Below are 26,518 nucleotides of genomic sequence, written 5' to 3' on the forward strand. Positions count from 1 at the left end.
ATGAGCAGCATTACATATTGGTGTAGACGGGCCCCTCACCGCCCTGCGGCGGTACCCAATTAATATTCTGGTTCGGGTCCTTGATATCACACGTTTTGCAGTGAACGCAGTTCTGCGCATTAATGACGAATTTCGGGCCGGTTGGCTCCTCAACCCACTCATAGACGCCCGCCGGGCAATAACGTGTCGATGGTCCGGCATAGATATCATGCTCGGATGTCTTCTGTAGCGCCATGTTCGCGACGATCAGATGGGCAGGTTCGTTTTCCTCATGATTGGTATTGGAGAGGAACACGGAGGATAGACGGTCAAAAGTCAGAACACCATCGGGCTTTGGATAAGCGATAGGCTTGTAGTTCGCAGCCGGTTCCAACGAGGCAGCATCGTTCTTGCCATGTTTCCAGGTGCCGAAAGGCGACCAACCGCCGAAAATCGTATTGAGCCACATGTCGAGACCGCCAAGCGCGACGCCGCCAATGGTTCCAAGCTTTGACCACATTGGCTTGACGTTGCGGACTCGCTTGAGATCTTTGCCGATTTCGCTGGTGCGCCATGCGTTCTCATAAGTGATGAGTTCATCATTGGCGCGCCCGCCAGCCAACGCTTCCGCCACATGCTCCGCAGCAAGCATGCCGGACAGCATCGCATTGTGCGAACCCTTAATACGCGGCACATTGACAAATCCGGCAGAACAACCGAGCAGCGCGCCGCCCGGGAACGAGAGCTTCGGAACGGACTGCCAGCCCCCCTCGGTGATCGCACGGGCCCCATAGCCAAGGCGCTTGCCGCCTTCGAAAATACCGCGAATGGCAGGATGGGTTTTGAAACGCTGAAACTCTTCGAAGGGTGACAGATAAGGGTTCTTGTAATTGAGATGCATCACGAAGCCGACTGCAACCGTGTTGTCCTCAAGATGGTAGAGGAACGATCCGCCGCCTGTCTTCATATCAAGCGGCCAGCCGAATGAATGCTGCACGAGACCCAGCTTGTGTTTTGCAGGATCGATCTGCCAGAGTTCCTTCAAGCCTATGCCGTATTTGGCAGGCTCCTTGCCTTCATCAAGCTTGAACTGGTTGATCAGCTGCTTGGCAAGCGAGCCGCGTGCGCCTTCTGCTATAAGCGTATATTTACCAAGCAATTCCATGCCGCGCGTATAGGCCGGACCATGTGAGCCGTCCTTTTCAATGCCCATGTCGCCCGTCGCAACGCCAATGACAGCACCAGCATCATTGTAGAGCACCTCAGTCGCGGCGAAGCCCGGATAAATCTCGACGCCGATCTCTTCTGCTTTCGTTGCGAGCCAACGGCACACATTGCTGAGCGAAACAATGAAATTGCCATGATTGTTCATCAGTGGCGGCATGGCGAAATTCGGCAACCGCACCGAACCGGCAGGTCCGAGCACAAGGAAATGATCCGCAGTGACTGGAGTCTTGAAGGGATGCCCCTCTTCTTCGCGCCAGCCCGGTAACAGCTTGTCTACACCGATCGGGTCAACAACAGCACCCGAAAGAATATGCGCGCCCACCTCGCCGCCCTTCTCAAGGACAACGACTGAAACCTCCGGATTGATTTGCTTGAGCCTGATGGCAGCGGAAAGCCCGGAAGGCCCCCCGCCGACGATCACGACATCAAACTCCATGCTCTCGCGCTCTGGAAGTTCAACTGTCTCGCTCATGCATTCCTCCTGCAGTAAATTCCCTTATGCGCCCGCGGCGCGTCGTTTTTTTGATTTGTAGCGCAACAATACCTGTTTGCCACAACGAGTCGCGCCTGTCAGATGCGGCCAATTGCCCTCATTTCACGACCAGCCGATCATTTTTATAATTACTTTAACGTAAACGTCAATATATGCAAGGAAGTGCGGGGCGGCTCCTCGCCCCGGGCAGCAGTTGCACCTCCAGACTTTTCCGTCATAATCCTGTGATCAAGTTGCCGACCACGTTTGACATCAAACCACTTGGGAGGGCCGGATGAAGTGGATAAGTCTGCGCTGGCCCTTAAGAAGCCTGATCCTCATTTGCGTGCTATTTCTAGCGATCGGCCCGGGCGTTGCTCAATCGGGGAAACGTTGGAGCGCCGGCGGCTACACATTCTCCGATGAAATGGGGGGCTTTACGATTACGGGCGTAAGCGGCAAAGGCACAAGGCAAGACCCGATTATCCTGACTGAAGAGTTCCATTCGACCGCGCCTACAGTCCTTATCATTCGAACCGAACAGACCAATCTGAAAGATCCAGCGAAAGACATCGGCATTCTGTTTTACCTGCGTGTCGAAGCAATCAATGGCAGCGGTCATCCTTGGGTAGAATTTGGCTTTGAGTTGCAGGAGCAGTTGAATGTGCCAAGCGACTATAGCGATGGGCTTTCCTTCTATCAGCCCGGTGACAAGAAGGACGCTATCGACTCACACGGCTATGCAAGTTTCAGCGACGATTTCGAGCCTTATGACCGGATGATATTCCGCGATGGAAAGATCGACCCCGGCGAGAAGGCAAGCTTTGGCTTTCCGATAGCTGACTTCACGCCCAAACGAACATTTTATCTTGTACAGGACCCGCGCATTCCCTCCTCTTAAATATGACGTCTTTTGCTTGCATTGCGCACAGCAATTTGCGACTTCAGGGGTGAGAAGGATTATCCATTGTCGACGTTAAGCGAAATCTTGCACTTTTATGCCGAGGCGGGGGTAGATACTCCGCTTGTCGACGCACCTGTCGACAGGTTTTCGCAGATTGATGCCAAGCGGGCGCAAGTACAACAGGCCCCTGCCGCTCCGCGTGCGAGCGCGCCCTCGTCGATCACAGCCAAGCCATTCATTGATGCAAGCCCTACAGCCCCCTCGACCTTAAGCAAAGCGTCCGTGCCCGATGACGCCAAGATTGCCATGGCCCGACAGATGGCGGCGAGCGCGCAAACATTAGAGGAGTTGCGCGAACAGCTTGCTGCATTTGACGGCTGCAATCTCAAATTCACGGCCAAGAATCTCGTCTTTGCCGATGGCAATCCGCAAGCGTCGATCATGTTTGTCGGCGAAGCGCCGGGCCGTGAAGAGGATTTGGAAGGCATTCCGTTTATCGGTCGATCAGGTCAGTTGCTCGACCGCATGTTCGCTGCCATCGGTCTCGACAGGCAAAGCGTATATATCGCCAATACGATTCCATGGCGCCCGCCTGGAAACAGGACCCCAACGCCATTGGAAACTGAAATTTGCCGACCTTTTTTCGAACGGCAAATCGAGCTGGCAAATCCTAAACTGCTTGTGGCGCTCGGTGGCCCTGCAGCAAAGGCATTGACCAAGGCCCCCGAAGGCATTTTGCGCCTTCGTGGAAACTGGAAAACCCATTTGACGGTTTCGGGCAATCAAATTCCCGTCATGCCCACGCTTCACCCCGCATATCTGCTGCGCAATTCAGCACAGAAAAAGTTTGCCTGGAGAGATTTCCTCAGCGTCAAATTGCGGCTACGCGCCCTTACCGATTAAAAGCTGCCGCAAAACCGGAGTTGCAGTGTCGTTATTTCCGGCGCAATGCAGGCTTTGAAAGCTGTAAGCTCGAGTGCAATCAGGATAAAACCATGTTTCGCCAGCTCCTGCCCATCACGGCATTATTGACCAGCACATTCTTGATGCTGACAGCCGGAGGGCTGGCAGGCATTCTTCTGCCGCTGCGTGCTGGCATGGAGGGTTGGTCTCCCACGACAATTGGCTGGATGGGAACAGGATACGCACTTGCCTTCACCGGCGGCTGTATCGTGGTGCCCCGGCTGGTACGGCGTGTCGGGCATGTCAGGGTTTTCGCGGTACTGCTGACGCTGCTGAGCATGTCGATGCTGATGCATGGGCTCATCATGGACCCGTGGGCATGGACATTGTTCCGGGCGCTGGCAGGATTTTCGCTCGCAGGCAGCTACATGGTTATCGAGAGCTGGCTCAACGAGCGCGTGACAAATGCCACACGCGGCATGGTTTTCTCCATATATATGATCGTTTCCATGCTGGGCCTATTGGTGGGACAATACATACTGCCGTTCGGAAATCCGGCAACTCATGTGCTTTTCATGATTGGCGCACTGATTTACGCCTCTGCGCTTGTTCCCACCGGACTTTCCAATGCGCAATCCCCTCGCCCGCTGACGCAAGTATCGCTGGATTTGCCAGGTCTTTATCGAAAGTCTCCGGCTGCAATGGTGGGTTCCCTGCTTGCAGGGATCATTGCCGGTGCGTGGAACTTCCTTTCGGCTGTCTATGGTCGGGACATTGGCCTTTCCACATTTGGCATAGCGACCATGATCGCAAGCTCGATGATCGGCGGCGCATTATTCCAATATCCCATTGGCCGCATCTCCGATTTCGTTGACCGGCGCTATGTCATGGTCGTTGCAGGCATTGGCGGCGTTTTGATCTCGATTACGATGATCCTGTTACAGCCCACGACGCCATGGGTGATTTACACGCTGATGTTTGCGTTCGGGACTGTTCTGTTTCCGATCTATTCCCTCAATGTCGCCCATGCCAATGACTTTGCAGAGCCGAGCGAGTTTGTAAAAATTTCGAGTGGGCTGCTGATCGTTTATGGCATTGGCAGCATGATCGGGCCGCAGATCGCGGGCCGCCTGATGGATATGAATGGCCCATCCGGCTTCTTCGTTACCATGGCGACTACCTATGCTGCCTATGGTGGCTATGCGTTCTGGCGCAGCTTGCGCCGTGCCTCGCAGGCGCCTTCAGAACGCCCGGACTTTGCCATTGGCGCTCATGACAGGCCGCAAACGCCGGAAACATTCAACCTTCATCCGCTGAGCGAAGGCGTTCCCGACGAGTAAGCATCAGCCCTGTGGCGTTGATGCTTTCTTGGCACGGGCACGCGCCAAACCAAGACGATGTTCGCGGTAGATGATGAAAATGCCTGCACCGATAACGATCGTCGCGCCGACGACCATTTGCCAAGTAGGAATGTCGCCAAACAGAAGATATCCAATGACCAGACCGAGCAACATGGACGTGTATTCGAACGGCGCAATCGCTGACATATCCGCGTGGCGATAGCTTTCGGTTAAAAGGATCTGCGCAACGCCGCCCGCAATCCCCGCCATGATCAGGTAGATCGCCTGCAAGCCAGTTGGCCATACCCAGCCGAAGGGGAAGCTGACCAAAGCAATCAGGCTGGAAGCAATAGAGAAATATACAACAATGGTTGGTGTACGCTCCGTTTGTACCAGTTTACGCACCAGCAGCATGGCGATCGCTGCAAGCCCCGCCCCGCCTAACGTCGCCAAAGCACCGATAGCCTGATCGCCGCCAAATTCGCTTTGCCCCGTGAAGAATGACATGCGCGGCCAAAGAATGATGAGCACGCCAATCAGGCCAACGCCAACTGCCGACCAGCGATACAAGCGCACCGTTTCCTTCAAGAAGATGGCACTGCACACGACAGTCAGAAGCGGTGTTGCGTAGCTTATGGCGATCGCTTCCGGCAGCGGGAGTTTTGTCAGACCATAAAAGCTCAGGCTCATTGCACTCACGCCAACAAAGCCGCGCCAGAGATGGCTGAAAGGTTCATTCGTCTTGAACGCCACTCCCAATTGTCCCTGCCACGCGATAAAGGCAATGACGGGAAAGATCGCGAAGAAAGAGCGAAAGAAGACAAGCTGTCCCGCGGGAATGCCGTCAGAGGCTTTGAGAAGGCTCGACATGGCGACGAAGACACATACCGATGCGATCTTCAGGCCGATTCCGAGCATGACATTCATTGTGCGAACCGTGTTCGCAACAGGAGGTTCACCGTCTTGAGGGTGAACGGTAGTAGTCACAGTGGGATATTCCTTGAAACTTGGAGCAACTTGGTATGATAGTATGGAAACTTAACTGATATATCTTTAGGACGGTTTCCAGGGCCACGCTAGACGAAAACCAATCACGTTGCGTTTTTGCACCATATATCGGGTGAACATTCGCATTTGTTGTGCGCGGTGCAAAACACGGTTAGGGTCCGCCAAAATGGAACGGTCTGTTTTCTTCATTGAATCTCCAGTGCCGTTCCATCTTTTTGTTATACGCAACTCCGGACGGAAAACCGGTTCCCACTTTTCCTGGAATTGCTTTTAAAGGACAGTTATCTATGCGTACCGATACCGGCCAGGTTTTTCATCTGGAAGACTACAAGCCAACCGATTTTCTCATTCCTGAGACCCATCTCGATTTTCATCTGCACCCGGAGCGGACAATCGTCAGATCCACGCTGAAAATCGAACGTAGAGAAGGCGTCGCGCTTGATACGCCACTCATTCTGGATGGCGATGAGTTGAAGCTGGTTGGTATCCGTGTCGATGGCGTGGCGCTGGGTGATAATACCTATGTGGTTACGCCGGACCGATTGGAAATTCGCGCACTGCCCGAGGCCGAAACTTTTACGCTGGAGATTACAACCGAAATCAACCCGACCACTAACCGGCAGCTTACCGGCCTTTATCGGTCAAGCAATGTGTACTGTACGCAATGCGAAGCGGAGGGCTTCCGCCGCATCACCTATTATCTCGATCGTCCCGACCTGCTTTCTGTCTACACGGTACGCATAGAAACCGAGGCAAGCGCGGCTCCGCTGCTGCTTTCCAACGGCAATCCGGGCGAAAAAGGCACGCTTGATGGCGGCCGCCATTTCGCCGTTTGGCACGATCCGCATCCCAAACCCGCCTATCTCTTTGCTTTGGTCGCAGGTGACCTTGGCGTTGTAACCGACACATTCACCACAGCTTCAGGGCGCTCGGTCGATCTTGGAATCTATGTCGAGCATGGCAAGGAAAGCCGCGCACTATATGCAATGGATGCGCTGAAACGTTCCATGAAGTGGGACGAAGAGAAATTCGGGCGTGAATATGATCTCGACGTTTTCAATATTGTTGCCGTTTCGGACTTCAATATGGGGGCGATGGAGAACAAGGGACTTAACGTCTTCAACGACAAATATGTTCTTGCCGAACCGGACACAGCGACCGACGTGGACTATGCCGGTATCGAGGCCGTTATCGCCCATGAATATTTCCACAATTGGACAGGAAACAGAATCACTTGCCGCGACTGGTTCCAGCTTTGCCTCAAGGAAGGGTTGACCGTTTATCGCGATCATGAATTCTCTGCGGATATGCGTTCACGCGCTGTTAAACGCATTGCCGAGGTCAAGGGCCTGAAAGCCCATCAGTTCCCGGAAGATGCAGGCCCCCTCGCCCATCCTGTGCGTCCGCGCCAGTTCCGCGAGATCAATAATTTCTACACCTCGACAGTCTATGAAAAAGGCTCGGAAGTGGTGCGAATGATCCGCACAATTCTTGGTGCCGAGACTTTCCGCAAAGGCATGGATCTGTATTTTGAACGCCATGATGGCGATGCCGCCACTATCGAAGATTTCATCAAGGTATTTGAAGATGCTTCCGGCGAGGATTTGAGTCAGTTTGCGCTGTGGTATGATCAGGCGGGAACTCCAAACCTGGCTATCACCTATGATTACGATCAGGCGACCAAGACTTTCGAGATCGAGATTGAGCAATCTTTAAAGCCAACACCGGGGCAGCCTTCCAAGAAGCCAATGCACATTCCCATCCAGTTTGGACTTTTGGGGACCAAAGGGCGTGAGATCAAACCGCGCGCGACGAAAGGCGGCTTGGTCAAGGATGATGTTATCCACCTGCGCAAACGTAAGGAGCGCTTTACCTTTTCAGGCATCACCGAGCGCCCTGTACCTTCGCTGCTACGCGGTTTTTCTGCACCTGTAACAATGACAAGTGAGTTGACACGCTCCGACCTTGCCTTCCTTGCACGCAATGACCGCGATGAGGTGACGCGCTGGCAGGCTCTGACGCAATTGCTCAATTCCAAGCTTACCAGCAATTCAAAACGTGTTCGTGGCGGCAAGCCAGCGACCATTGAAAGCTCTTCAATCAAGCTTCTGGGAGAGTTGGCCTTCAACAGCACCTTGGACGAAGCGTTTCGCGCCCTTTGCCTCAGCATACCTTCCGAAAGTGATATTGCGCGCGAACTGGGTGCCAATGTTGACCCGGATGCCATTTTGGGTAGTCGCGATGCACTTATCCGCGCTGTTGCTGAAACCCATGGGGAGAAGTTTGAACAGCTGTATAATGAGCTGGAGCATCACGGTGCATTCAATCCGGATGCGGCTGGCGCGGGCCGCCGCTCCTTGCGCAATGTTCTGCTGGATTATTTGAGTGTCGCTGACGGTAACCCGAAGCGTGCAGCCAAGCAGTTCAAGCAGGCCAATAATATGACCGATCGCGCTGCGGCGCTCAACGTGCTGGTTCAGCGCTTTGGTACGAGCAGTGCAACCAATGATGCCTTGCAGGCCTTTGAAGCGCGATATGGAAATGACGCGCTGGTGATGGATAAATGGTTCGTCGTGCAGGCGATGCAACCGGGTGAAAATGCGCTCGACAAAGTTCATGAATTGATGACACACCGGCTCTTCTCTCTGGACAATCCCAACCGAACGCGCTCGCTGATCGGCGCATTCTCAAGCGGAAACCAGACAGGATTCAACCGCGCCGATGGCAAAGGCTACCAATTTTTTGCGCAGACGATCCTGGCAATCGACAAGAAAAATGCCCAGCTTGCAGCCCGGCTTCTAACAGCCATGCGTTCCTGGCGATCATTCGAACCGGAGCGCCGCGAACATGCTCGCGAAGCCCTCGCCAGCATCGCGTCTGTCGCCGGACTATCGACTGATGTGCGCGATATTGTCGAACGCACGCTGGCCTGAACGGCCGAAAAAAACTTATCCACTGACCTATTTCCAAATTCCCTCCGGACAAGCTCCGGAGGGAATTTGAGTCATATCAAAGGCTTATAAGCTCTTCTTTTGACTATGATTCCGGCTGCCACAAGTGTTGATAAATATTTAACAAAGGGACTAGACACGAAGAATCAGTTTTGATTCACTACAGGTGCTTCGAATGTGCGGCGTGTCGAAGCAAATCACTGAATATAAAGGCAAATGAGGGGGCCATTCGATGGCAAATGCGGACGCGTATCGCGCGCCGACGGGGAAGAATTATGCCGGAAGCAAGGCTGGGGCGCAGCCGCGCAACAAGCTTTCCGGACACATAAGACTTCTCGCTGACCCTGCCTATGGCAAACTCCTTGCGATCGAACCCTATCTGCGCCGCGCCATCCCGCCGCTCATCATTATTTTCCTGGTTGTGCTTGCCATCGTTCGTTCCATGTCATTGCTTGCATGGCGTGACGATGCGGAGCGCACAGCACGCGCAACGCTTTCAATCGCTGCCAGCCATGTCGCCAGTGTCATCGATAATCGCATGAACAAGGGTGAGACGCTCAGCACGGGTGACCTGCAGAACATCCTTAGCGACATGCGTGCCAACGCTCTTATTCCGGATGAAATGTGGTTTGCCATCGCAACACCAGAAGCCAATATTATTGCAGCCTCGAACGGCAGCGACCATTGGCGCAACAGAAACCTTGAAACATTTATAACTGAGGGTCAGCCGCTTTTTCTTTTTGGAGCACGCGCTGGCGTAATGCCGGTGAAGATTGAGGGCACGCCCTCCCTCGCCGCCTTTTCCCGTTCCGGAAACAATGCTTATTCGGTTCTGGCCGCGCATCCGGTCGAAGCTATTTTCGCCGAATGGCGCAGCACAGTCTCCATAAATGTCACCATGTTTGCAGGCACGGCAACCATCCTGCTGATCGTGCTTTATGCATATTTCAGCCAATCGGCACGGGCGCAGGACGCCGATGCCCTTTATCAACACGCACAGGCGCGGGTGGATACGGCGCTTGCGCGCGGGCGCAGCGGCTTGTGGGATTGGGATATGGCAAGAGGCCGCGTGTACTGGTCACGCTCCATGTATGAGATGCTGGGCTATGAGGCTTATGACTCAATCCTGTCCCTTGGAGACATTTCAGCAATCATTCACCCAGATGACGACAAGCTCTATAGTGTCGCGGCGCAGGTTGCGGCTTCCGAAATCACCCAGATGGACCGGGTTTTCCGCATGCGTCACGCAGAGGGTCACTGGGTCTGGATGCGCGTTCGCGCTCAGGTCGCTGACACTGACAATCTCGGCGACCTGCATCTCGTGGGTGTGGCTGTTGATGTGAGCGAGCAGCATCGTTTTGTTCAGGCAACTGCCCAAGCTGATCAACGCATTCGTGAAGCTATCGAAAGCATCTCCGAAACCTTCGTGCTCTGGGATGCGGAAAACCGGCTTGTCATGTCAAATGGCAAATTCAATGAATATTCGGGTCTCGCCAATGAATGTCTGCTGCCTGGCATCAGTCGCGAAGAATTGGAACCCCGTATTCGCGCTATCGCATCTGAAAAACGCATGGCGAATGAACATGGCCGCAATGGCGCGCTTACCTATGAGCGGCAACTTGCGGACGGGCGCTGGCTACAGGTCAATGAGCGGCGCACGCAAGATGGTGGACTGGTTTCCGTCGGCACCGATATTACGCAACTGAAAGTCCATGAAGAGCGCTTGATCGACAGTGAACGCCGTCTGATGGCAACAATTCACGATTTGAGCCTTGCCCGCAAATCGGAGGTGGAACGCACCCTGGAATTGACTGAACTCAACAGCAAATATGCGGTGGAAAAAGAACGGGCCGAGGCTGCCAATCGTGCCAAATCCGAATTTCTTGCCAATATGTCTCACGAGCTCCGCACACCGTTGAATGCCATTATCGGCTTCTCCGAAATTATGCATACGGGGACGTTTGGCGCGTTGGGATCAGACCGCTATGTCGAATATGTTCAGGATATCCATACCAGCGGCAATTATCTGCTGAACGTTATCAACGACATTCTCGATATGTCGAAGATCGAAGCCGGACACTTTGCGCTCGACCGGGAGGAAATCGATCTTTGCCCCCTCATCCGTGAGACGGTACGCGTTGTTTCGCTGCAGGCACAGGCAAAAGATGTGAAGGTCGACACCCGCATCGACGAATGTGTGACACTCGACGCCGATCGCCGTGCCATCAAGCAAATCCTGATCAATCTGCTCTCGAACGCGGTGAAATTCACCAGCACCGGCGGGCGCATTTCCGTGCGCGCCCGCAAGGTTTCCGGCGCACTGGTTTTAACCATTGAGGACACAGGATGCGGCATTCCGAAATCTGCCTTGAAGAAAATCGGGCAGCCCTTCGAGCAGGTGGAAAACCAGTTCACCAAGTCCCATGCTGGTTCCGGCCTCGGTCTCGCCATTTCGCGCTCGCTGACACAGTTGCATGGCGGCGCGCTGAAAATCCGCTCGCAGGAAGGCGTCGGCACAATCGTGTCCGTACGCATTCCAACGCGTAATATTGCCGAAGCAGCGTAGGAATAGCAGTTTCAACTTTACGTTGATTGTATCTCAATTGAGATACATACTATTGTGGTCAAGGAGATTGTCATGGCCACGCAAACCTCAATGTTGCATGTAAGAATTGATAATGAACTGAAGATGCAAGCGACTGAGACGCTCAGTCAACTCGGTTTGACGGTGTCCGATGCCGTTCGAATTTTACTGACCCGAATCGCGAAAGATCAGGCATTGCCTATTGGACTCATTGCCGGTGATGAAACATACGACAAATGGTTTCGCGAGAAAGTGCAGCAGGCATTAAAGGATCAAAATCCCTCTGTCCCCCACAATGATGTGATGGATGAGGTGCAAACCATGATCGACAGAAAACGCCATCGTGCCGGCTCTTGAATGGCGCGAAACTGCGCGTGCCGACTTGCTGGCAATTATGGACTATATCTCGGATAACAATCCGACCGCCGCACAACGACTAAAGAACGAAATTGAGATGAGGGTGCTTGCTTTGGCCGAATACCCTCGCTTGTGCAAGATTGGCCGAGTTGAAGGAACCCGTGAGCTAATCATCCGGGCCAATTATATTTTGGTCTATACCGAGAGTGAACAAACCATCTCGATTTTACGAATTCTCCATGCGGCACGGCAGTGGCCGTGACCAAATAAATTATCTCTTCTTCGTGCCCTTCAGCACAAGATCAAAAACCTTCCGCACCGATTTCGAATTGCCCTTCAACTGGCTGTCCAGCCGCTGCAAGTCTGGAAAATCACCAGACCGGCAAAGCTGCTCTACCAATCCTGGCGGAAAATCCTCCCGCTTTACATCGCCATTCAGGCAGAGGCGGATCAGCTGGGTCACGCCCGTATAGAGATTTGCAGCTTCAACCAGAGTATCTATCGTTGCAGGTTCGGCTAAAGCCGGACCGATTTTGCCCAGTACCTCCGCCGTCGTCTGCGCGACGACCGGGCCACTCACATTGCCAGACAGCACAGCAAATTGTGCGATGAACTCCAGATCGATAATGCCACCCGGCACCAGCTTCAGATCCCAATCATCACGCGGCGGCTTTTCCGCCTCGATCATGGCGCGCATCTCGGCAACATCCTTGGCGATTCTTGAGGTATCGCGGGGAAGCGCCAATATGTCCGAAATGTCCTTCTCTATCTCAGCAAAAAAAGCATGATCACCGGCAACAGGACGCGCGCGGCTAAGAGCCATATGTTCCCAGGTCCAAGCTTCGGTCCTTTGGTATTTGCGGAAAGAGTCGATATGAGTGGCAACGGGCCCTTTATTGCCGGATGGCCGCAAACGAAAATCAACTTCGTAAAGAACACCTTCGGCGGTGGGAGCAGACAAAGCTGCGATCAGACGTTGCGTCAGCCGCATATAATATTGCGAGGGTGCGAGAGGCTTTGCGCCATCGGATTCATCGGCATCATCATTGTGATCGTAAAGCAGAATGAGGTCGATATCGGAGCCAGCCGTCAGCTCACGACTACCCAGCTTACCCATACCAAGAATAGCGATGCGCCCACCGCTGATCGTTCCGTGCTTGCTATCAAACTCGTCAATAACCGCACGGAGCGCACTATCAATGACCAGATCGGCCAGATCGGAAAACGCCTTGCCCGCACGCGCTCCGTCGATCGCGCCGGTGAGCAGCCTTATGCCGATGAGAAAACGATGTTCGGCAGCAAAGATACGCAGCCGGTCCAGCACGTCTTCATAGACTTTTGAAGGTCCGAGAAAACTGGTCAGTCGGTCTGCAAGGTATGCTCGCGTGGGGACATCGGCAAAAATTGCGGGATCGAGCATGCCGTCGAAAATGTGCGGTTTGCGGGTGATAATATCAGCCAGTCGCGGCGCAGCACCCATGATGAGAACCAGCAAGTCAAGCAGACGCGGATTGGACTGAAGCAGACTGAAGAGCTGGATACCGGCGGGCAAGCCCTTGATCATCTCGTCAAAACGCATCAGCGCTTCATCAGCGCGGCTCGTGGCCCCGAAAGCCTTGAGCAAGACCGGCGTCAGCTCCGTCAGTCTCTCGCGCGACTCGGCCGATTGCGTCGCCCTGTAGCGTCCGAAATGCCATGTACGGATGACGCGGCAGATATCGCTTGGCCGCTCAAAGCCGAAATTGGTCAGGGTTTCTAACGTATCCGGGTCATCAACATCGCCGGTGAACACCAGATTTCCAGCCTCTCCCGCCAAGTCCTGCGCCTGTTCGAACAAGGCTGCATAATGGGTTTCAACAGTTTTGAGAGCTTCGCGGAAGTCATCCGTAAAATTTTCTGTATCGCGGTAGCCCATCATATGGGCAACGCGCCGGAAGTTTTCGTCATCCTCCGGTAATATGTGGGTCTGTTCGTCCGCGATCATCTGGATACGATGCTCGACATTGCGCAGGAAGCCATACTTTTTTGCCAGCGTGTCGCGCGCTTCAGCGTTGATCCAGCCCAAATCCTGCAATGCACCCAGCATGGCAACAGTGCTTGAACCGCGAAGCTGGGGAAACCGGCCTCCTGCGATTAATTGCTGCGTTTGCACGAAAAATTCGATCTCACGTATGCCGCCACGACCAAGCTTGACATTATGACCACGCACCGCAACTTCGCCATGGCCTTTATGGGCATGGATTTGCCGTTTGATGGAATGGACATCAGCAATGGCGGCATAGTCAAGATATTTGCGCCAAACATAGGGAGCAAGCTCCGCCAACACCTGTTTACCAGCCTCAATATCTCCGGCAACGGGGCGGGCTTTGATCATGGCGGCACGTTCCCAGTTTTGTCCCCGCCCCTCATAATAATTCAGCGCTGCGCCAACAGGGATAGCAAGCGGAGTCGAGCCAGGGTCGGGACGCAGCCGCAAATCCGTGCGGAAGACATAGCCGTCCGCTGTGCGATCCTGAAGAATACGCACCAGCCGCCGCGTCAAACGTGAAAAAGTCTCGACACATTCATAAGGGTCGGTAATTGCAGGGCTTTGTTCATCGATAAAAACGATCAGATCAATATCAGACGAGTAATTCAGCTCGAACGCACCCAGTTTGCCCATCGCCAGAATGATCCAACCGCAACTTTTGTCCGGATTCCGAGGATCCGGCAGTTTGAGCTTTCCCGCATTGTGTGCGTCGCGCAATAGAAAGCGTACTGCTGCTTCAACGCATGTTTGAGCCAGTTGAGACAGGAAGAGGGTCGTATCCTTCGTATCAAATTGACCGGACAGGTCGCCCAAAGCGATTAATAGGTGGCCTTCAAGCTTCTTTTGGCGAAGAGCCGTCATAATCGACGTTTCTGTAACGCTTTCCACTTGGCTGATATCCGCAATTTCCTGCATGAGTTGTTGCAGGCGAACATTGAGTGACTGAGCGAACAAGGGCTCGATTATTGCAGGGCGGCGCAACAGGACGTTGCGTAAGTAAGGCGAGAGATCGAGAACCGATGAAAGGAAAGCCGCGGCTTTTCTGTTATGCTTTAAAGCTGAGGTTACTGTGCGTTCTTTTTCTTCAGCATTTTCGACAAGCTCTTGCAGGAATGCTGCTGCCTGCTTCTTGTCGAGCGGCGTAAGGTCGCGCAGTTTACTATCAAAGAATGGATGTTCAGCAGCGCTTGCCTCTTTCGACGTCATACATTTTCCCCTCCCACCGGAAACACCAGCACTGCACGCAGGCCCGGCGTATTGTCTTGCAACTCCAATACACCACCGTGCAATTTCATGACTGCCTTGGCAAGGCTCAGCCCAAGACCTGATCCAGGTTGCGAACGGCTTTCCTCCAGCCGCACGAACCGCTCCGTGGCGCGCTCAACCTGATCTGCGGGGATGCCCGGACCATTGTCACTGACGACAATCTCGATGCCACGATCGTGCTTTTCTACTGACAGTTTGATCTCGACGGGCTTATCCCCAGCGGCATATTTAATGGCGTTGTCGACAAGGTTTGAGATTGTCTGCCCGACAAGCTCACGATTGGCACTGACCGGCGTTGCGTTCATTTCACCGAGAGATAAAGTTATCCCTGCCTCTTCCGCCAACGGCTCATATAGCTCAAACACGTCCTCTACGATCACCGATAGTGGCAAAAGCTCCATGGTCTCGCTGGAATAGCCTGATTCAAGACGCGAGATCATCAAAATGGCGTTGAAGGTACGTATCAGAAGATCAGAATCTCCGATCATATCCTCGATAGCGGCGCGATAGGCTTTTGTAGTTTTCGCGTTGGAAAGCGCCGATTCAGCGCGGTTTCGCATTCGCGTCAGGGGTGTCTTCAGATCATGCGCAATATTATCGGAGACGTGCCGGACACCTTCGTTCAATTCCTGTATGCGCGCCAGCATTCCATTGAGGTTTTCAGACAGGCGATCAAACTCATCGCCCGAACCATTGACCGGAAGCCGCCCTGCCAGATCGCCGCCCATGATACGCTGTGAAGCGACTGAAACTTCGTCGATCCGATGCAGAGCACGACGACCTACAAAGAACCAGATGAGAAATGCGCCGATACCCATCGTGCCCAGTGCGGCGAAAAGTGCGCGTCTTACCACAAGACGCACCTGCTCCGGCTCGCCCAGATCACGCCCCACCATCACGCGAATTCCATTGGGCAAAACAATAACGCGGGCTATTGCTGTGTGCGTCTGCGGATCAGTACCCTCATTATAACGCTCATAACTTATGGGACGTGATATCCAGCCATCAGTTTGCAGGACACCAATTTCAATACTCTGCACATTGCCGGCCACAATGCGTCCAGCGGGATCGGCAACGAGATAGAGGAAAGCGCCTGGTTGCCGGCCTCGCCGGTCAATCGCACGTACGAGGCTGGCTATGCCGCCGCGCTGATAGGCCCGGCCTATACCTTCAATCTCCTCATTGATTGCCGCTTCCGTTTGGCTGGTCAGCAGCTTTACGGAGGAACTGGTCATATAGAAAACCAAGCCCAGGGCGCAGATCGTAAAGAGCAGCAGATAGAGCGCTGACAGCCTCACCGCCGTCATTTTCAGCATGGAGCGAAAGCGGCTCATCCATGGCTTCCGGCTGTCGTTTCAGATGTGTTCGCTTTCAGCATATATCCGGCACCGCGTACCGTATGCAGCAAGGGCGTGTCGAAACCTTTTTCGATCTTGCCACGCAAACGCGAAACATGAACATCAATCACATTGGTCTGAGGATCGAAATGATAGTCCCAAACATGCTCAAGCAGCATGGTGCGGGTAACGACCTGACCGGAATTGCGCATGAGATATTCCAGCAGGCGAAACTCGCGCGGTTGCAAAATAATTGTCTGCCCCGCCCTTTTTGCCGTGTGCGAAAGTCGGTCAAGCTCAAGATCACCGACGCGATAGACAGTCTCAGCTTCCTTTGGGCTTGACCGCCGCTGCAAGACTTCTATCCGTGCAAGCAGCTCTGAAAAGGCATAGGGCTTGGTGAGATAGTCATCCCCGCCTGCCCGCAAGCCCGTAACGCGATCATCGACCTGTCCCAAGGCAGAAAGGATGAGCGCCGGCGTGTCATTTCCCTGAGCGCGCAGCGCAGCCACAACAGAAAGCCCGTCCCGGCGCGGCAGCATACGATCGACAACAAGAGCGTCATAAGACCCCTGCTCGGCCAGTGCATAGCCTGTCTCGCCATCACCCGCGATATCGGCAGAATGCCCGGCCTCGTTGAATGCCTTTTCCAGATAGCGCGCTGCTTCGCGATCATCTTCAATAACAAGTATTTTCATGATCTTACTCTAATCAGATTGCTTCAATGAAACCACAAAGAAAAGGGGCAACAGGTTGAAGAGACCTGTTGCCCGATGCTTTAGCGCTTACGGGTGGGGTGTAGCGCTGCGGCATTTTTCGTCCGCTATCAACCCTGGTTGATAGGCAGGGCAACGAACCGCGACTGGTCCTTTGTTTGCACCTGCAGGAGCACGGCTTTGCGACCGCTCTTGGTGGCATCGGCTATTGCAGCTTCTATTTCGTCGCCACTCTTGACCGGCTGGTTATTGACCGAAACAATAATGTCGCCTGTACTGATACCCTTGTCAGCGGCATCGCCCTGACGATCGACATCGGTAACAACAACGCCCTGCCCGTCATCGGCCGGCATGACAGTCAGGCCGTAATCATCTAGAGCGGACGACTTCTTGCCGTCGTCCTGCTGCTGTTTTGACGAAGCGAGTTGCTCGTCGCCTGGCATTTCCTTGATCGATACTTTGACAGACTTGGCCTCGCCCTTATGCCACACGCTCAGCTCGACCTCCTTGCCCGGGACGATGGCCGCAATCTTTTTGGCCAGATCACGCGGATCGCTCACCTTGTCACCATTGACGGCTGTAATCACATCACCGGCGACAATACCAGCCTTGGCAGCAGGGCCATTGGCTTGGGGATCAGCAACAAGCGCGCCCTTCTCTTCGGCAAGGCCGAGGGATTCGGCGATTTCCTTGCTGACAGGCTGAATCTGCACGCCAATCCAGCCACGCGATACTGTACCGTTCTTGATCAGTTGGTCGACAACCTGCTTTGCCGTCTGTGCAGGGATAGCGAAGGCGATGCCCACGCTGCCACCAGAGGGCGAGAAAATTGCCGTGTTGATGCCCACCACTTCACCATTGAGATTGAAGGCCGGGCCACCAGAGTTGCCTTTATTGACCGCCGCATCGATTTGCAGGAAGTCGTCATAAGGTCCAGCGCCAATATCACGGCCACGAGCAGAGACAATACCCGCTGTTACCGTTCCACCGAGACCAAATGGATTACCGACTGCGACAACCCATTCGCCAACGCGAACCTTGTTATCGTCACCGAAATTAACATAGGTGAAATTGCGCTTGTCATCGACCTTCAATACGGCCAAGTCAGTCCGTTTGTCCTTGCCAATCAGCTTTGCATCAAGTTCCGTGCCGTCATCAAGCACGACACTGTAAGCAGAGCCGTCTTCAACGACGTGATTATTGGTAACGAGATAGCCATCTTCGGAAATGAAGAAGCCTGACCCCTGCGCGGTAGGGCGGACACGTTCAGGACGGTTCTGATCACGTGGGGATTTACGTGGTTCCATGCCACGACGGCCATACTGATCGGGTCCGCCAAATTCATAAAAGAAGCGTTTGAGCGGGTGGCCATCCGGCAGTTGATCAAAGCCCGGGAAACTGTTGCCGCTATCGGCAGTTTCCTTCACGGCGCTTTTGACACGGACGCTGACAACTGCAGGGCTGACCTTTTCCACGACATCGGCAAAACCGGGCTGCTGGGCAGTCTCGACGCGAACGGCTTCTGCCTGCGCTGGAACGACAGCACTGAGCGGGCCCGTCGCCAAAAAGCCGCCGACCAGTGCCGACGACAGGAGGGCCGCGGCAATACCCTTACGGTAACGGGAAGATTTGAGATTATTAGACATTTGGATGTGCTCCTTAGGCAATGCGATCGGCTGATGATCGTTTTGTACCATCAGTGATACACATAAGAAGGTTACCCCACCATTTCCGCATCATGACAAATATTTAACGTTCGCAGGAAAGGGCACAACACGCAGAATATGCCGTTTGAGCAATCGGCATCAGAGACTGGATCCGGGAGCCCGGGAGGCGTCCCATCGAGGGACCCACGCACGGAAATGCATCCGATAAGTAATCCCGGCCCGCTACGTCGTTTTCCAGTTGCCGGCCTACTTGATGGATGCCAGAGCCTTGCCAAGATCAGCAAGCGGCAGTTGCAGATCAACCCTGCCCGAAGGGCCGGTATAGGAAATGCGCGCCGCTCCTTCCTTGCCGATCTCCTCACGCAAGACCGGCCCCACCGGCAAATATGCCAAACATATTACTTCGGTGCAGCCCCGGACCGGTACAGCGGCCTTTTCCTTGCGTGATGGAAAACTCAGAACAATTTCCTTGCCTTCGCCAACTGACGGCGGCACCCGCAAAATCATCATCGGCTTGCCCTTGTCATCACCCGCCAATGACCAGCTGAAAACAGTCTTACCTGCGGTATCTACAATCGTTTGGGCAATATTGCAGACCTTCTTCATCGATTTCAGGTCTTCGTCGCAGATCAGGGTCCAGTTGTCGAAAGGTTGCACAATACGCCGGTATTTGCCGACCTCCGCCCCCTCTGGAACAACGACATCAGACGGCTTCAAGCGATATTGCGGCGCACCCGCCTCCTGAGCGCCAGCCAAACCAGCACTCAGGAAAGACAGGAAAAGGAGCAATATCCGAGCGAACTTCACCATCAATGGATTCTCTAGTTAAGCGTAAAGCTCAGCCCCGCACCAACGCCGACCTGACCACCGCTGGTGACACCGGTAATATTAGCCCGCACCTTGCCTGATTCACTTGTATAGCCCGCGCCGAAGGCAAAAGCCCCCTGATCGCGCCATACGCCGCCGCCCATGGCAACACTCACCTTGCCGGGTGTGCTGTCGAAACGCAAGGAGGATGCCGCAAGACCGATGGCCGCTGCCTGCCGTGCTTCCTTGCGCACGGATGCAATATCCGAGCTAAGCTGGTTGAAGCCGTTAGCCATTTGCTGTTTTAAGCCAGGCGTATCTTTGGTGCCATCAATTCTTTCATCCGTATAGGTTTGAGCAGTAGAAATTGCTTCTTTTTTTGCATCATCCGAATAGTCCTTCGCCCGGCTGACAGCCTTCTCTCCAACCTGATCCGTATAGGCTTTCGAGGTCACGCGCTGCTGTTCAAGCTGCTGGTCGGCATGCTGTTTTACCTTGTTCAACTGCTTTACATTAACAGCGTCACCGTCCTGTTGGCCCTCATCCAGGTTACTGATAACAACCGGAGCGTTGGGATTGCCACCCTTGAGACTGAGTGCGTTGGTATTGGCCCCGCCAACGGGTGAATACCGGACGGTATTACCCTCAAGGGATTCAAGCCGATCATTCGTCTCGGCCGCCACCACAGAAACGTCTCCAAAAAGATCGGCCACATCGTCTCTCAAGGTTTTCAACTGCCCACCGTTGATTGCATCTGTGGAGTCTGCCGCAATACGTCCGTCGGCGACGCCAGTGATCCTGTTAGTGCTGGCGGTGGTTGCAGGTGCTGCGTTCGCTGTGGGCGCGCTTGAGGCCACCGATCGTTTCTTTCGGCTGGGAGCGCCGCTGCCGTCCGCGCCCGCGTCACTGCTGGGGGACAGCACTGGCTGATCTGACGCAAGGCCGGCATCATAGGCCCCTATAGTCTTGTTCCACCGAAGTGCATCTTGCTGTAAACCATCAACCTCAGACTTTAATTGTCCAAAGCGCTTGTTGAACATTTCATCGTTTAAGCTGAGCTGGCCAAGAGCATCACCGACATTGTTGAACGTCATCGGGGAAGACCCGCCATCAATAGTGAAACTGGGCAAATTGAAAGTCGGCGCCGATAGCATTCCATTAACGACAGACGCGCCACCGCCAAGACTTTGTGCGACCGAATTGATTGCCGCATGGACCTGGCCGCCATTGACCGCTTCCAGCGAGGTTGCATCGATCACACCGCCAGCCACATTACCCAATCTGGTACCGACAGGCTTGCCATTCTTGTCCTGATTTTCCTCCAGCATCAGGGCAGTCGTTTCGATTTCGCCATCGTCGATAATTTTATTATTGTTCTTGTCGTTCCAGCGATATTTGACCGATCTTTTGTCAACCACATCCAGCTGACCCTTGTTGACCGCGTCGTTCTTGTCAGAGCCATCGGCAATACCCGTCAGAACACGATCCTTCGTCTCCGTCACTTTATTGCCATTGGCATCAACCGTCTCAACCTGATGGCCAAGATCAACCTTCGTCGCATCCGAATCAGAACCCACCGCGATCACACCATTGGCGTCCTTGATCAGGCCCGATGTGCCATTCGCCAGAGCGGCAACCTTGTCGAGCTGCCCCTTGTTCACCGCATCCGTATCGGCAGTACCTTCGGCAACATTGCTGATCCTGCTGGTCTTGTCCGTGCCATGGGAGGCGCTATAGGCACCAAGCCCCTTATCATAGAGCAGCGCATCCTGCTGCAAGGTATCAATATCCGTCTCAGCCGTGCCAAGCCGCGTGCCCTGCGAGGCCACTACGCCGTCAATCGCCTTCAAGCCACCAAGCACTGTCGTCGACTTCACAGGATTGCCCGAAGCGTCCTTGCCAAGGCTCGTCAGTTCATATTCTGGCAGAACCACCTTGCCATCGACAAGTTCCGTGCCTTCGCCAAGTGCATCGGCAACAGACTGTCCAACCTTGTCAAGCTGACCCTTGTTGACCGCATCGTTCTTCTCAACGCCATCGGCAACACCTGTCAGAACACGATCCTTCGTCTCCGTCACGGGATTGCCATTGGCATCAACAACAGGATTGCCAGAGGCATCGCGCTTGGGCGTCTTCTGCCCGATATCCACCTTCGTTGCATCCGAATCAGAACCCACCGCGATCACATCACCGGCATCCTTGATCACGCCCGATGTACCCTTCGACAGATCGGCAAGCTTCTTGTCGACATCTGTCAGCTTTGTTTCTGCCGCATCCGCCGTCTTCTTCACTTCGGTAACTTTGTCGTCAACCTTGTTGAGCTGACCCACATTGGCCGCATCCGTATCGGCAACACCTTCGGCAACATTGCTGATCTTGCTGGTCGTGGTGCCGCCATGGGAGGCGCTAAAGGCACCAAGCGTCTTGTCATAAAGCAGCGCATCCTGCTGCAAGGTATCAAGCCGCGTACCCTGCGAGGCAACAACGCCGTCAATCGCCTTCAAGCCACCAAGCACTGTCGTCGACTTCACAGGATTGCCCGAAGCGTCCTTGCCAAGGCTCGTCAGTTCATATTCTGGCAGAACCACCTTGCCATCGACCAGCTTCGCGTCTCCGCCGAGTGCATCGGCAACAGACTGGCCGACCTTCGTCGCAGCCGTATCGATCGACTTCTGAACCGTATCATCCGTCAGACCCGTCAGCTTCGTTTCCGCCGCATCCGCAGTCTTCTTCACTTCGGCAACCTTGTTGTCAACCACATCCAGCTGACCCTTGTTGACCGCATCGTTCTTCTCAACGCCATCGGCAATACCTGTCAGAACACGATCCTTCGTCTCCATCACGGGATTGCCATTGGCATCAACAACAGGATTGCCAGAGGCATCGAGCTTGGGTGTCTTCTGCCCGATATCCACCTTCGTTGCATCCGAATCAGAACCCACCGCGATCACATCACCGGCATCCTTGATCACGCCCGATGTACCCTTCGACAGATCGGCAAGCTTCTTGTCGACATCTGTCAGCTTTGTTTCTGCCGCATCCGCCGTCTTCTTCACTTCGGTAACTTTGTCGTCAACCTTGTTGAGCTGACCCACATTGGCCGCATCCGTATCGGCAGTACCTTCGGCAACATTGCTGATCTTGCTGGTCGTGGTGCCGCCATGGGAGGCGCTATAGGCACCAAGCCCCTTGTCATAGAGCAGCGCATCCTGCTGCAAAGTATCAAGCCGCGTGCCCTGCGAGGCCACTACGCCGTCAATCGCCTTCAAGCCGCCAAGCACTGTCGTCGACTTCACAGGGTTGCCCGAAGCGTCCTTGCCAAGGCTCGACAGTTCATATTCTGGCAGAACCACCTTGCCATCGATCAGATCCGTACCTTCGCCAAGTGCATCGGCAACAGACTGTCCGACCTTGTCAAGCTGACCCTTGTTGACCGCGTCGTTCTTGTCAGAGCCATCGGCAATACCCATCAGAACACGATCCTTCGTCTCCGTCACTTTATTGCCATTGGCATCAACCGTCTCAACCTGATGGCCAAGATCAACCGTCGTCGCATCCGAATCGGAACCAACCGAGATCACATCACCGGAATCATTGATCCCGCCCGATGTGCCATTCGCCTGAGCGGCAACCTTGTCGAGCTGGCGCTTGTTGACAGCATCCGTATCGGCAGTACCATCGGCAACATTGCTGATCTTGCTGGTCTTGGCATTATCATGGGAGGCGCTATAGGCACCAAGCGTCTTGTCATAGAGCAGCGCATCCTGCTGCAAGGTATCAATATCCGTCTCAGCCGTATCAAGCCGCGCCCCCTGCGAGGCCACAACGCCGTCAATCGCCTTCAAATCACCAAGCACTGTCGTCGACTCCACAGGGTTGCCATTGGCATCCTTGACGCTCGCCAGTTCATATTTTGGCAGAACCACCTTGCCATCCTTATCCAGCGTCGTGCCTTCGCCAAGTGCATCGGCAACAGACTGTCCAACCTTGTCAAGCTGACCCTTGTTGACCGCGTCGTTCTTGTCAGAGCCATCGGCAATACCCGTCAGAACACGATCCTTCGTCTCCGTCACTTTATTGCCATTGGCATCAACCGTCTCAACCTGATGGCCAAGATCAACCGTCGTCGCATCCGAATCGGAACCAACCGAGATCACATCACCGGAATCATTGATCACGCCCGATGTGCCATTCGCCTGAGCGGCAACCTTGTCGAGCTGGCGCTTATTGACCGCATCCGTATCGGCAACACCTTCGGCAACATTGCTGATCTTGCTGGCCGTGGCGCCGCCATGGGAAGCGCTATAGGCACCAAGCCCCTTGTCATAAAGCAGCGCATTCTGCTGCAAGGTATCAAGCCGCGTGCCCTGCGAGGCAACAACGCCGTCAATCGCCTTCAAGCCGCCAAGCACTGTCGTCGGCTGCGCAATGTCCTTGCCATTAGCATCCTTGCCAAGGCTCGTCAGGCCGAAGTCCGGCAGATCAAGATTGCCATCCTTATCCAGCGTCGTGCCTTCGCCAAGTGCCTTGGCAACGGAATTGCCAAGCGTCGTCGCAGCCTGATTTACCTTCTTGAGCTGACCCACATTGGCCGCATCCGTATCGGCAACACCTTCGGCAACATTGCTGATCTTTGTGCCGCCGCTGCCCTTGAGCTGCACTTTCGTATAATCGACCACCTCATTGCCAGCCGCATCCGTGGCTACCGAATATTGAACGGCGCTATCGCCAAGCCGCTTGATACCATCATAGGCGGCATTCAACTGCTTTCCATTGACTGCATCCGTGCTGGTGTCATTCACCTGCCCCGCCGCGACATTGATGATCTGCCGCTTGATACGCTTGGACTTGTCGGCTTCATTATTACCAACACTGACAACACTCTTCGCCCCGGTATCAATTGCATAGTCCTTGCCATTCAAAGTGACAGTGCCATCAACCGCATGCACCGCTTCTGTTTGCGAATTTGCGCCCAGCGCGACACTGTTATTCTCATTGGCGCTGGCATTCTGACCAAGAGCCAGACCATCTGCACCACCCGCAGCCGCATAACGGCCGATTGCAATACTATTCAATCCAATCGCTTTGCCCCCAGTACCCATGGCAATGGAGTTGCCGCCCGATGCCCTGCTCGACAGACCAAGCGCGAGGTCGCTCGCTTTTTCAGCCTTAGCTCCGTATCCGATAGCAACGCTGCTCGCGTCCGTCGCTTTGGCAATAACGCCAATAGCAATGGCGGATTTAGCCGATGCTTTTGCCAACATACCGACGGCAGCCGAGTTCTCGCCTGACGCATTGGCACCAGCGCCAATGGCAACTGCATTGGCCTGACTGCCCTTGGCTTTCGCGCCGAGAGCAATGCTATCTGTCCCGGTTGTATTGGCTTCCTCGCCGATTGCAACACTATGCAGTCCAACCGCTTTGACATTAGAACCCATGGCAATGGAGCCGCCGCCTGATGCCTCGCTCGACACGCCAAGCGCGAGGGCGTTCACATTTTGAGACTTGGCTCCGAATCCGACGGCAGCCGAGTTCTCACCTGACGCATTGGCATCTGCGCCAATGGCAATGGCAAGCTTGCTCGCCGAGGGTGCAGCGACTGTAGTGGTCACGCCTTTATCATCTGTGATACCCACTTTCGAGCCGATAGCAACGGAGCCAAGGCCCGACCCAGCCGCATCCCGGCCAATGGCGATGGCGGATTCAGCCGATGCTTTTGCACCATAGCCGAAGGCAGCTGAATTCACACCTGACGTATTGGTAAAAGCACCTATGGCAGTGGAGTTACCGCCCGATGCCGCGCTCCCCTCACCAAGCGCGAGGTCGCTCGTATTGTGAGACCTAGCCAAGTATCCGATAGCAACGCTGTTCTTCATTAGAGACTTGGCTCCGAATCCGATAGCAACGCTGTTCTCGTCTGCTGACTCCGCCTGCCCGACTGCCACACTCGACTCGCCTAGTGCTTTTGCATCCACCCCCATGGCTGAGGCATTGGCACCAGCCGTCACAGATAGACCGATGGCAACGCCGTTTATGCCAGTTACCTTTGCAAGATTGCCAATGGCGGTGCCGAATTCGAACGTGCTATCCGATACTTCTGCAAAACGGCCGATAGCTACTGAACTTTTTGCATGCGCTTGGGTCTTGGCACCAATAGCCTGAGCAAGCTCGCCCATTGCTATCGCTTGCGTGCCGATCGCAGTGGCATATATGCCACCCGCATTCGAACCATTACCAATGGCATTCGAGTTCTTACCTGTCGCCTCGGATTCATTGCCGATGGCTGTGGAAAACTGGCCAAGTGCGGCGGCCTTTCGACCCACTGCGACGGCGGCTTCATTGTTCGTCTTTGCCTCAAAACCAAAGGCACTCGATTGCAGACCTGTCGCGCTCGCCTTATGGCCAATGGCCGTGGAAGAATTGCTATTTGCAGTCGCGCCAGGGCCGAGCTGCGTCTCGTCGACAGCCAATGCGCCGGTCGTCAAAAAGGCGGTAAGAACACCGGTCAGCGCTGCCCTGCCCGCCACGCCAAGCATGCCCAGACCCTTGCGGCGCTTCGCGCCCAGCACGCGGCAGGCGAGGCGTAAAATGGCATTCAGACGGCGGCGGGCGGAACGGCTCTCAGCCGCTCCTGCAAGCCAATTGCCGGCAAAACGTGCAGCTTTCGGTGAGAAAATGGTTGCCGTGACTTTGGTGATGTCAACCTTGCTCATTATCGACCTCAAAAAATATATTGTGTAAATATCAGATATGCTTACAGATATGCACGCACAGCAATTTCTTACTGCGAAGAATCAAAAAAGTATAATTGCGGGATCATTTTTACTTGGAAAAGCTAATATGCCAAACCGGAACTTAATCATTACCGCTATTGTTGCGGGCTGAATAACCGGAAAAGCGCTAGAATACAAGAGTAAAAACTAGTTTTCAGCGCGTTAAATTTACTTTTTAAGCAAAAAATCATTATACTT

The 26,518-nt window shown here is 54.3% G+C and carries 15 protein-coding genes; 7 read left to right on the forward strand and 8 right to left on the reverse strand.

Features of this window, described 5'->3' with window-relative positions:
- Positions 1-10: 10 nt before the first annotated feature.
- Positions 11-1,678 carry an electron transfer flavoprotein-ubiquinone oxidoreductase gene (locus ACYJL1_RS14275; RefSeq protein ID WP_460896000.1) on the reverse strand — a complete coding sequence of 556 codons (1,668 nt, stop codon included), beginning with the start codon at positions 1,676-1,678 and terminating at the stop codon, positions 11-13.
- 295 nt (positions 1,679-1,973) lie between these two features.
- On the opposite strand from ACYJL1_RS14275, the gene ACYJL1_RS14280 reads away from it, so the two are divergent.
- The 3 genes from ACYJL1_RS14280 to ACYJL1_RS14290 all read left to right on the forward strand — a co-directional run bounded on the left by ACYJL1_RS14280 (position 1,974) and on the right by ACYJL1_RS14290 (position 4,825).
- Positions 1,974-2,579 (forward strand): hypothetical protein, encoded by a 606-nt coding sequence (locus ACYJL1_RS14280; RefSeq protein ID WP_460896001.1) that lies wholly within the window; start codon positions 1,974-1,976, stop codon positions 2,577-2,579.
- A gap of 66 nt (positions 2,580-2,645) precedes the next feature.
- Positions 2,646-3,485, forward strand: coding sequence for a uracil-DNA glycosylase (locus ACYJL1_RS14285; protein WP_460896002.1), 840 nt, complete (start codon positions 2,646-2,648; stop codon positions 3,483-3,485).
- A 92-nt stretch (positions 3,486-3,577) separates the two neighbouring features.
- A complete protein-coding gene (locus tag ACYJL1_RS14290) occupies positions 3,578-4,825 on the forward strand; it encodes an MFS transporter (protein ID WP_460896003.1) in 1,248 nt (415 codons plus the stop codon).
- 3 nt (positions 4,826-4,828) lie between these two features.
- Here ACYJL1_RS14290 and ACYJL1_RS14295 read toward each other — a convergent pair whose 3' ends face one another.
- Positions 4,829-5,752: a DMT family transporter gene (locus ACYJL1_RS14295; protein ID WP_460898048.1), complete on the reverse strand. Its 924-nt coding sequence runs from the start codon at positions 5,750-5,752 to the stop codon at positions 4,829-4,831.
- 368 nt (positions 5,753-6,120) lie between these two features.
- Between ACYJL1_RS14295 and pepN the strand changes: the two genes are divergently transcribed.
- The 4 genes from pepN to ACYJL1_RS14315 all read left to right on the forward strand — a co-directional run bounded on the left by pepN (position 6,121) and on the right by ACYJL1_RS14315 (position 11,987).
- Positions 6,121-8,766 (forward strand): aminopeptidase N, encoded by a 2,646-nt coding sequence (pepN, locus tag ACYJL1_RS14300; RefSeq protein WP_460896004.1) that lies wholly within the window; start codon positions 6,121-6,123, stop codon positions 8,764-8,766.
- 250 nt (positions 8,767-9,016) lie between these two features.
- The gene (locus tag ACYJL1_RS14305; protein WP_460896005.1) at positions 9,017-11,350 is read left to right on the forward strand and encodes a PAS domain-containing sensor histidine kinase; all 2,334 of its coding nucleotides are present in this window, start codon (positions 9,017-9,019) and stop codon (positions 11,348-11,350) included.
- Between the two features lie 72 nt (positions 11,351-11,422).
- Positions 11,423-11,725, forward strand: coding sequence for a type II toxin-antitoxin system RelB family antitoxin (gene relB, locus ACYJL1_RS14310; RefSeq protein WP_460896006.1), 303 nt, complete (start codon positions 11,423-11,425; stop codon positions 11,723-11,725).
- The gene (locus tag ACYJL1_RS14315) at positions 11,712-11,987 is read left to right on the forward strand and encodes a type II toxin-antitoxin system RelE/ParE family toxin (RefSeq protein WP_460896007.1); all 276 of its coding nucleotides are present in this window, start codon (positions 11,712-11,714) and stop codon (positions 11,985-11,987) included. Before relB ends, ACYJL1_RS14315 begins: the two co-directional genes overlap by 14 nt.
- 9 nt (positions 11,988-11,996) lie before the next feature.
- On the opposite strand, the gene ACYJL1_RS14320 is transcribed toward ACYJL1_RS14315, so the two are convergent.
- From ACYJL1_RS14320 to ACYJL1_RS14345, 6 genes are all read right to left on the reverse strand, one after another.
- Complete coding sequence (locus tag ACYJL1_RS14320) at positions 11,997-14,960, reverse strand: bifunctional [glutamine synthetase] adenylyltransferase/[glutamine synthetase]-adenylyl-L-tyrosine phosphorylase (RefSeq protein WP_460896008.1); 2,964 nt, start codon at positions 14,958-14,960, stop codon at positions 11,997-11,999.
- Positions 14,957-16,354 (reverse strand): sensor histidine kinase, encoded by a 1,398-nt coding sequence (locus ACYJL1_RS14325; RefSeq protein WP_460896009.1) that lies wholly within the window; start codon positions 16,352-16,354, stop codon positions 14,957-14,959. Before ACYJL1_RS14325 ends, ACYJL1_RS14320 begins: the two co-directional genes overlap by 4 nt.
- Complete coding sequence (locus ACYJL1_RS14330; protein ID WP_460896010.1) at positions 16,351-17,055, reverse strand: response regulator transcription factor; 705 nt, start codon at positions 17,053-17,055, stop codon at positions 16,351-16,353. The genes ACYJL1_RS14325 and ACYJL1_RS14330 overlap by 4 nt, the downstream gene beginning before the upstream one ends.
- Positions 17,056-17,183: 128 nt before the next feature.
- A complete protein-coding gene (locus tag ACYJL1_RS14335; protein WP_460896011.1) occupies positions 17,184-18,719 on the reverse strand; it encodes a Do family serine endopeptidase in 1,536 nt (511 codons plus the stop codon).
- Between the two features lie 267 nt (positions 18,720-18,986).
- Positions 18,987-19,550: an invasion associated locus B family protein gene (locus tag ACYJL1_RS14340; RefSeq protein WP_460896012.1), complete on the reverse strand. Its 564-nt coding sequence runs from the start codon at positions 19,548-19,550 to the stop codon at positions 18,987-18,989.
- Positions 19,551-19,561: 11 nt separating this feature from the next.
- Positions 19,562-26,260, reverse strand: a complete 6,699-nt coding sequence (locus ACYJL1_RS14345; RefSeq protein ID WP_460896013.1) for a YadA-like family protein — start codon at positions 26,258-26,260, stop codon at positions 19,562-19,564.
- Positions 26,261-26,518: the final 258 nt, after the last annotated feature.

The sequence above is a fragment of the Phyllobacterium sp. K27 genome, from assembly GCF_054796155.1.

Excerpts from the sequence above, each read along its gene's own strand:
- pepN (WP_460896004.1), top strand. The coding sequence starts at position 6,121 with ATGCGTACCGATACCGGCCAGGTTTTTCATCTGGAAGACTACAAGCCA.
- ACYJL1_RS14280 (WP_460896001.1), top strand. The coding sequence starts at position 1,974 with ATGAAGTGGATAAGTCTGCGCTGGCCCTTAAGAAGCCTGATCCTCATT.
- ACYJL1_RS14295 (WP_460898048.1), bottom strand. The coding sequence starts at position 5,752 with ATGAATGTCATGCTCGGAATCGGCCTGAAGATCGCATCGGTATGTGTC.
- ACYJL1_RS14330 (WP_460896010.1), bottom strand. The coding sequence starts at position 17,055 with ATGAAAATACTTGTTATTGAAGATGATCGCGAAGCAGCGCGCTATCTG.
- ACYJL1_RS14345 (WP_460896013.1), bottom strand. The coding sequence starts at position 26,260 with ATGAGCAAGGTTGACATCACCAAAGTCACGGCAACCATTTTCTCACCG.
- ACYJL1_RS14340 (WP_460896012.1), bottom strand. The coding sequence starts at position 19,550 with ATGGTGAAGTTCGCTCGGATATTGCTCCTTTTCCTGTCTTTCCTGAGT.
- ACYJL1_RS14305 (WP_460896005.1), top strand. The coding sequence starts at position 9,017 with ATGGCAAATGCGGACGCGTATCGCGCGCCGACGGGGAAGAATTATGCC.
- ACYJL1_RS14320 (WP_460896008.1), bottom strand. The coding sequence starts at position 14,960 with ATGACGTCGAAAGAGGCAAGCGCTGCTGAACATCCATTCTTTGATAGT.
- ACYJL1_RS14275 (WP_460896000.1), bottom strand. The coding sequence starts at position 1,678 with ATGAGCGAGACAGTTGAACTTCCAGAGCGCGAGAGCATGGAGTTTGAT.
- ACYJL1_RS14325 (WP_460896009.1), bottom strand. The coding sequence starts at position 16,354 with ATGAGCCGCTTTCGCTCCATGCTGAAAATGACGGCGGTGAGGCTGTCA.
- ACYJL1_RS14335 (WP_460896011.1), bottom strand. The coding sequence starts at position 18,719 with ATGTCTAATAATCTCAAATCTTCCCGTTACCGTAAGGGTATTGCCGCG.
- relB (WP_460896006.1), top strand. The coding sequence starts at position 11,423 with ATGGCCACGCAAACCTCAATGTTGCATGTAAGAATTGATAATGAACTG.
- ACYJL1_RS14290 (WP_460896003.1), top strand. The coding sequence starts at position 3,578 with ATGTTTCGCCAGCTCCTGCCCATCACGGCATTATTGACCAGCACATTC.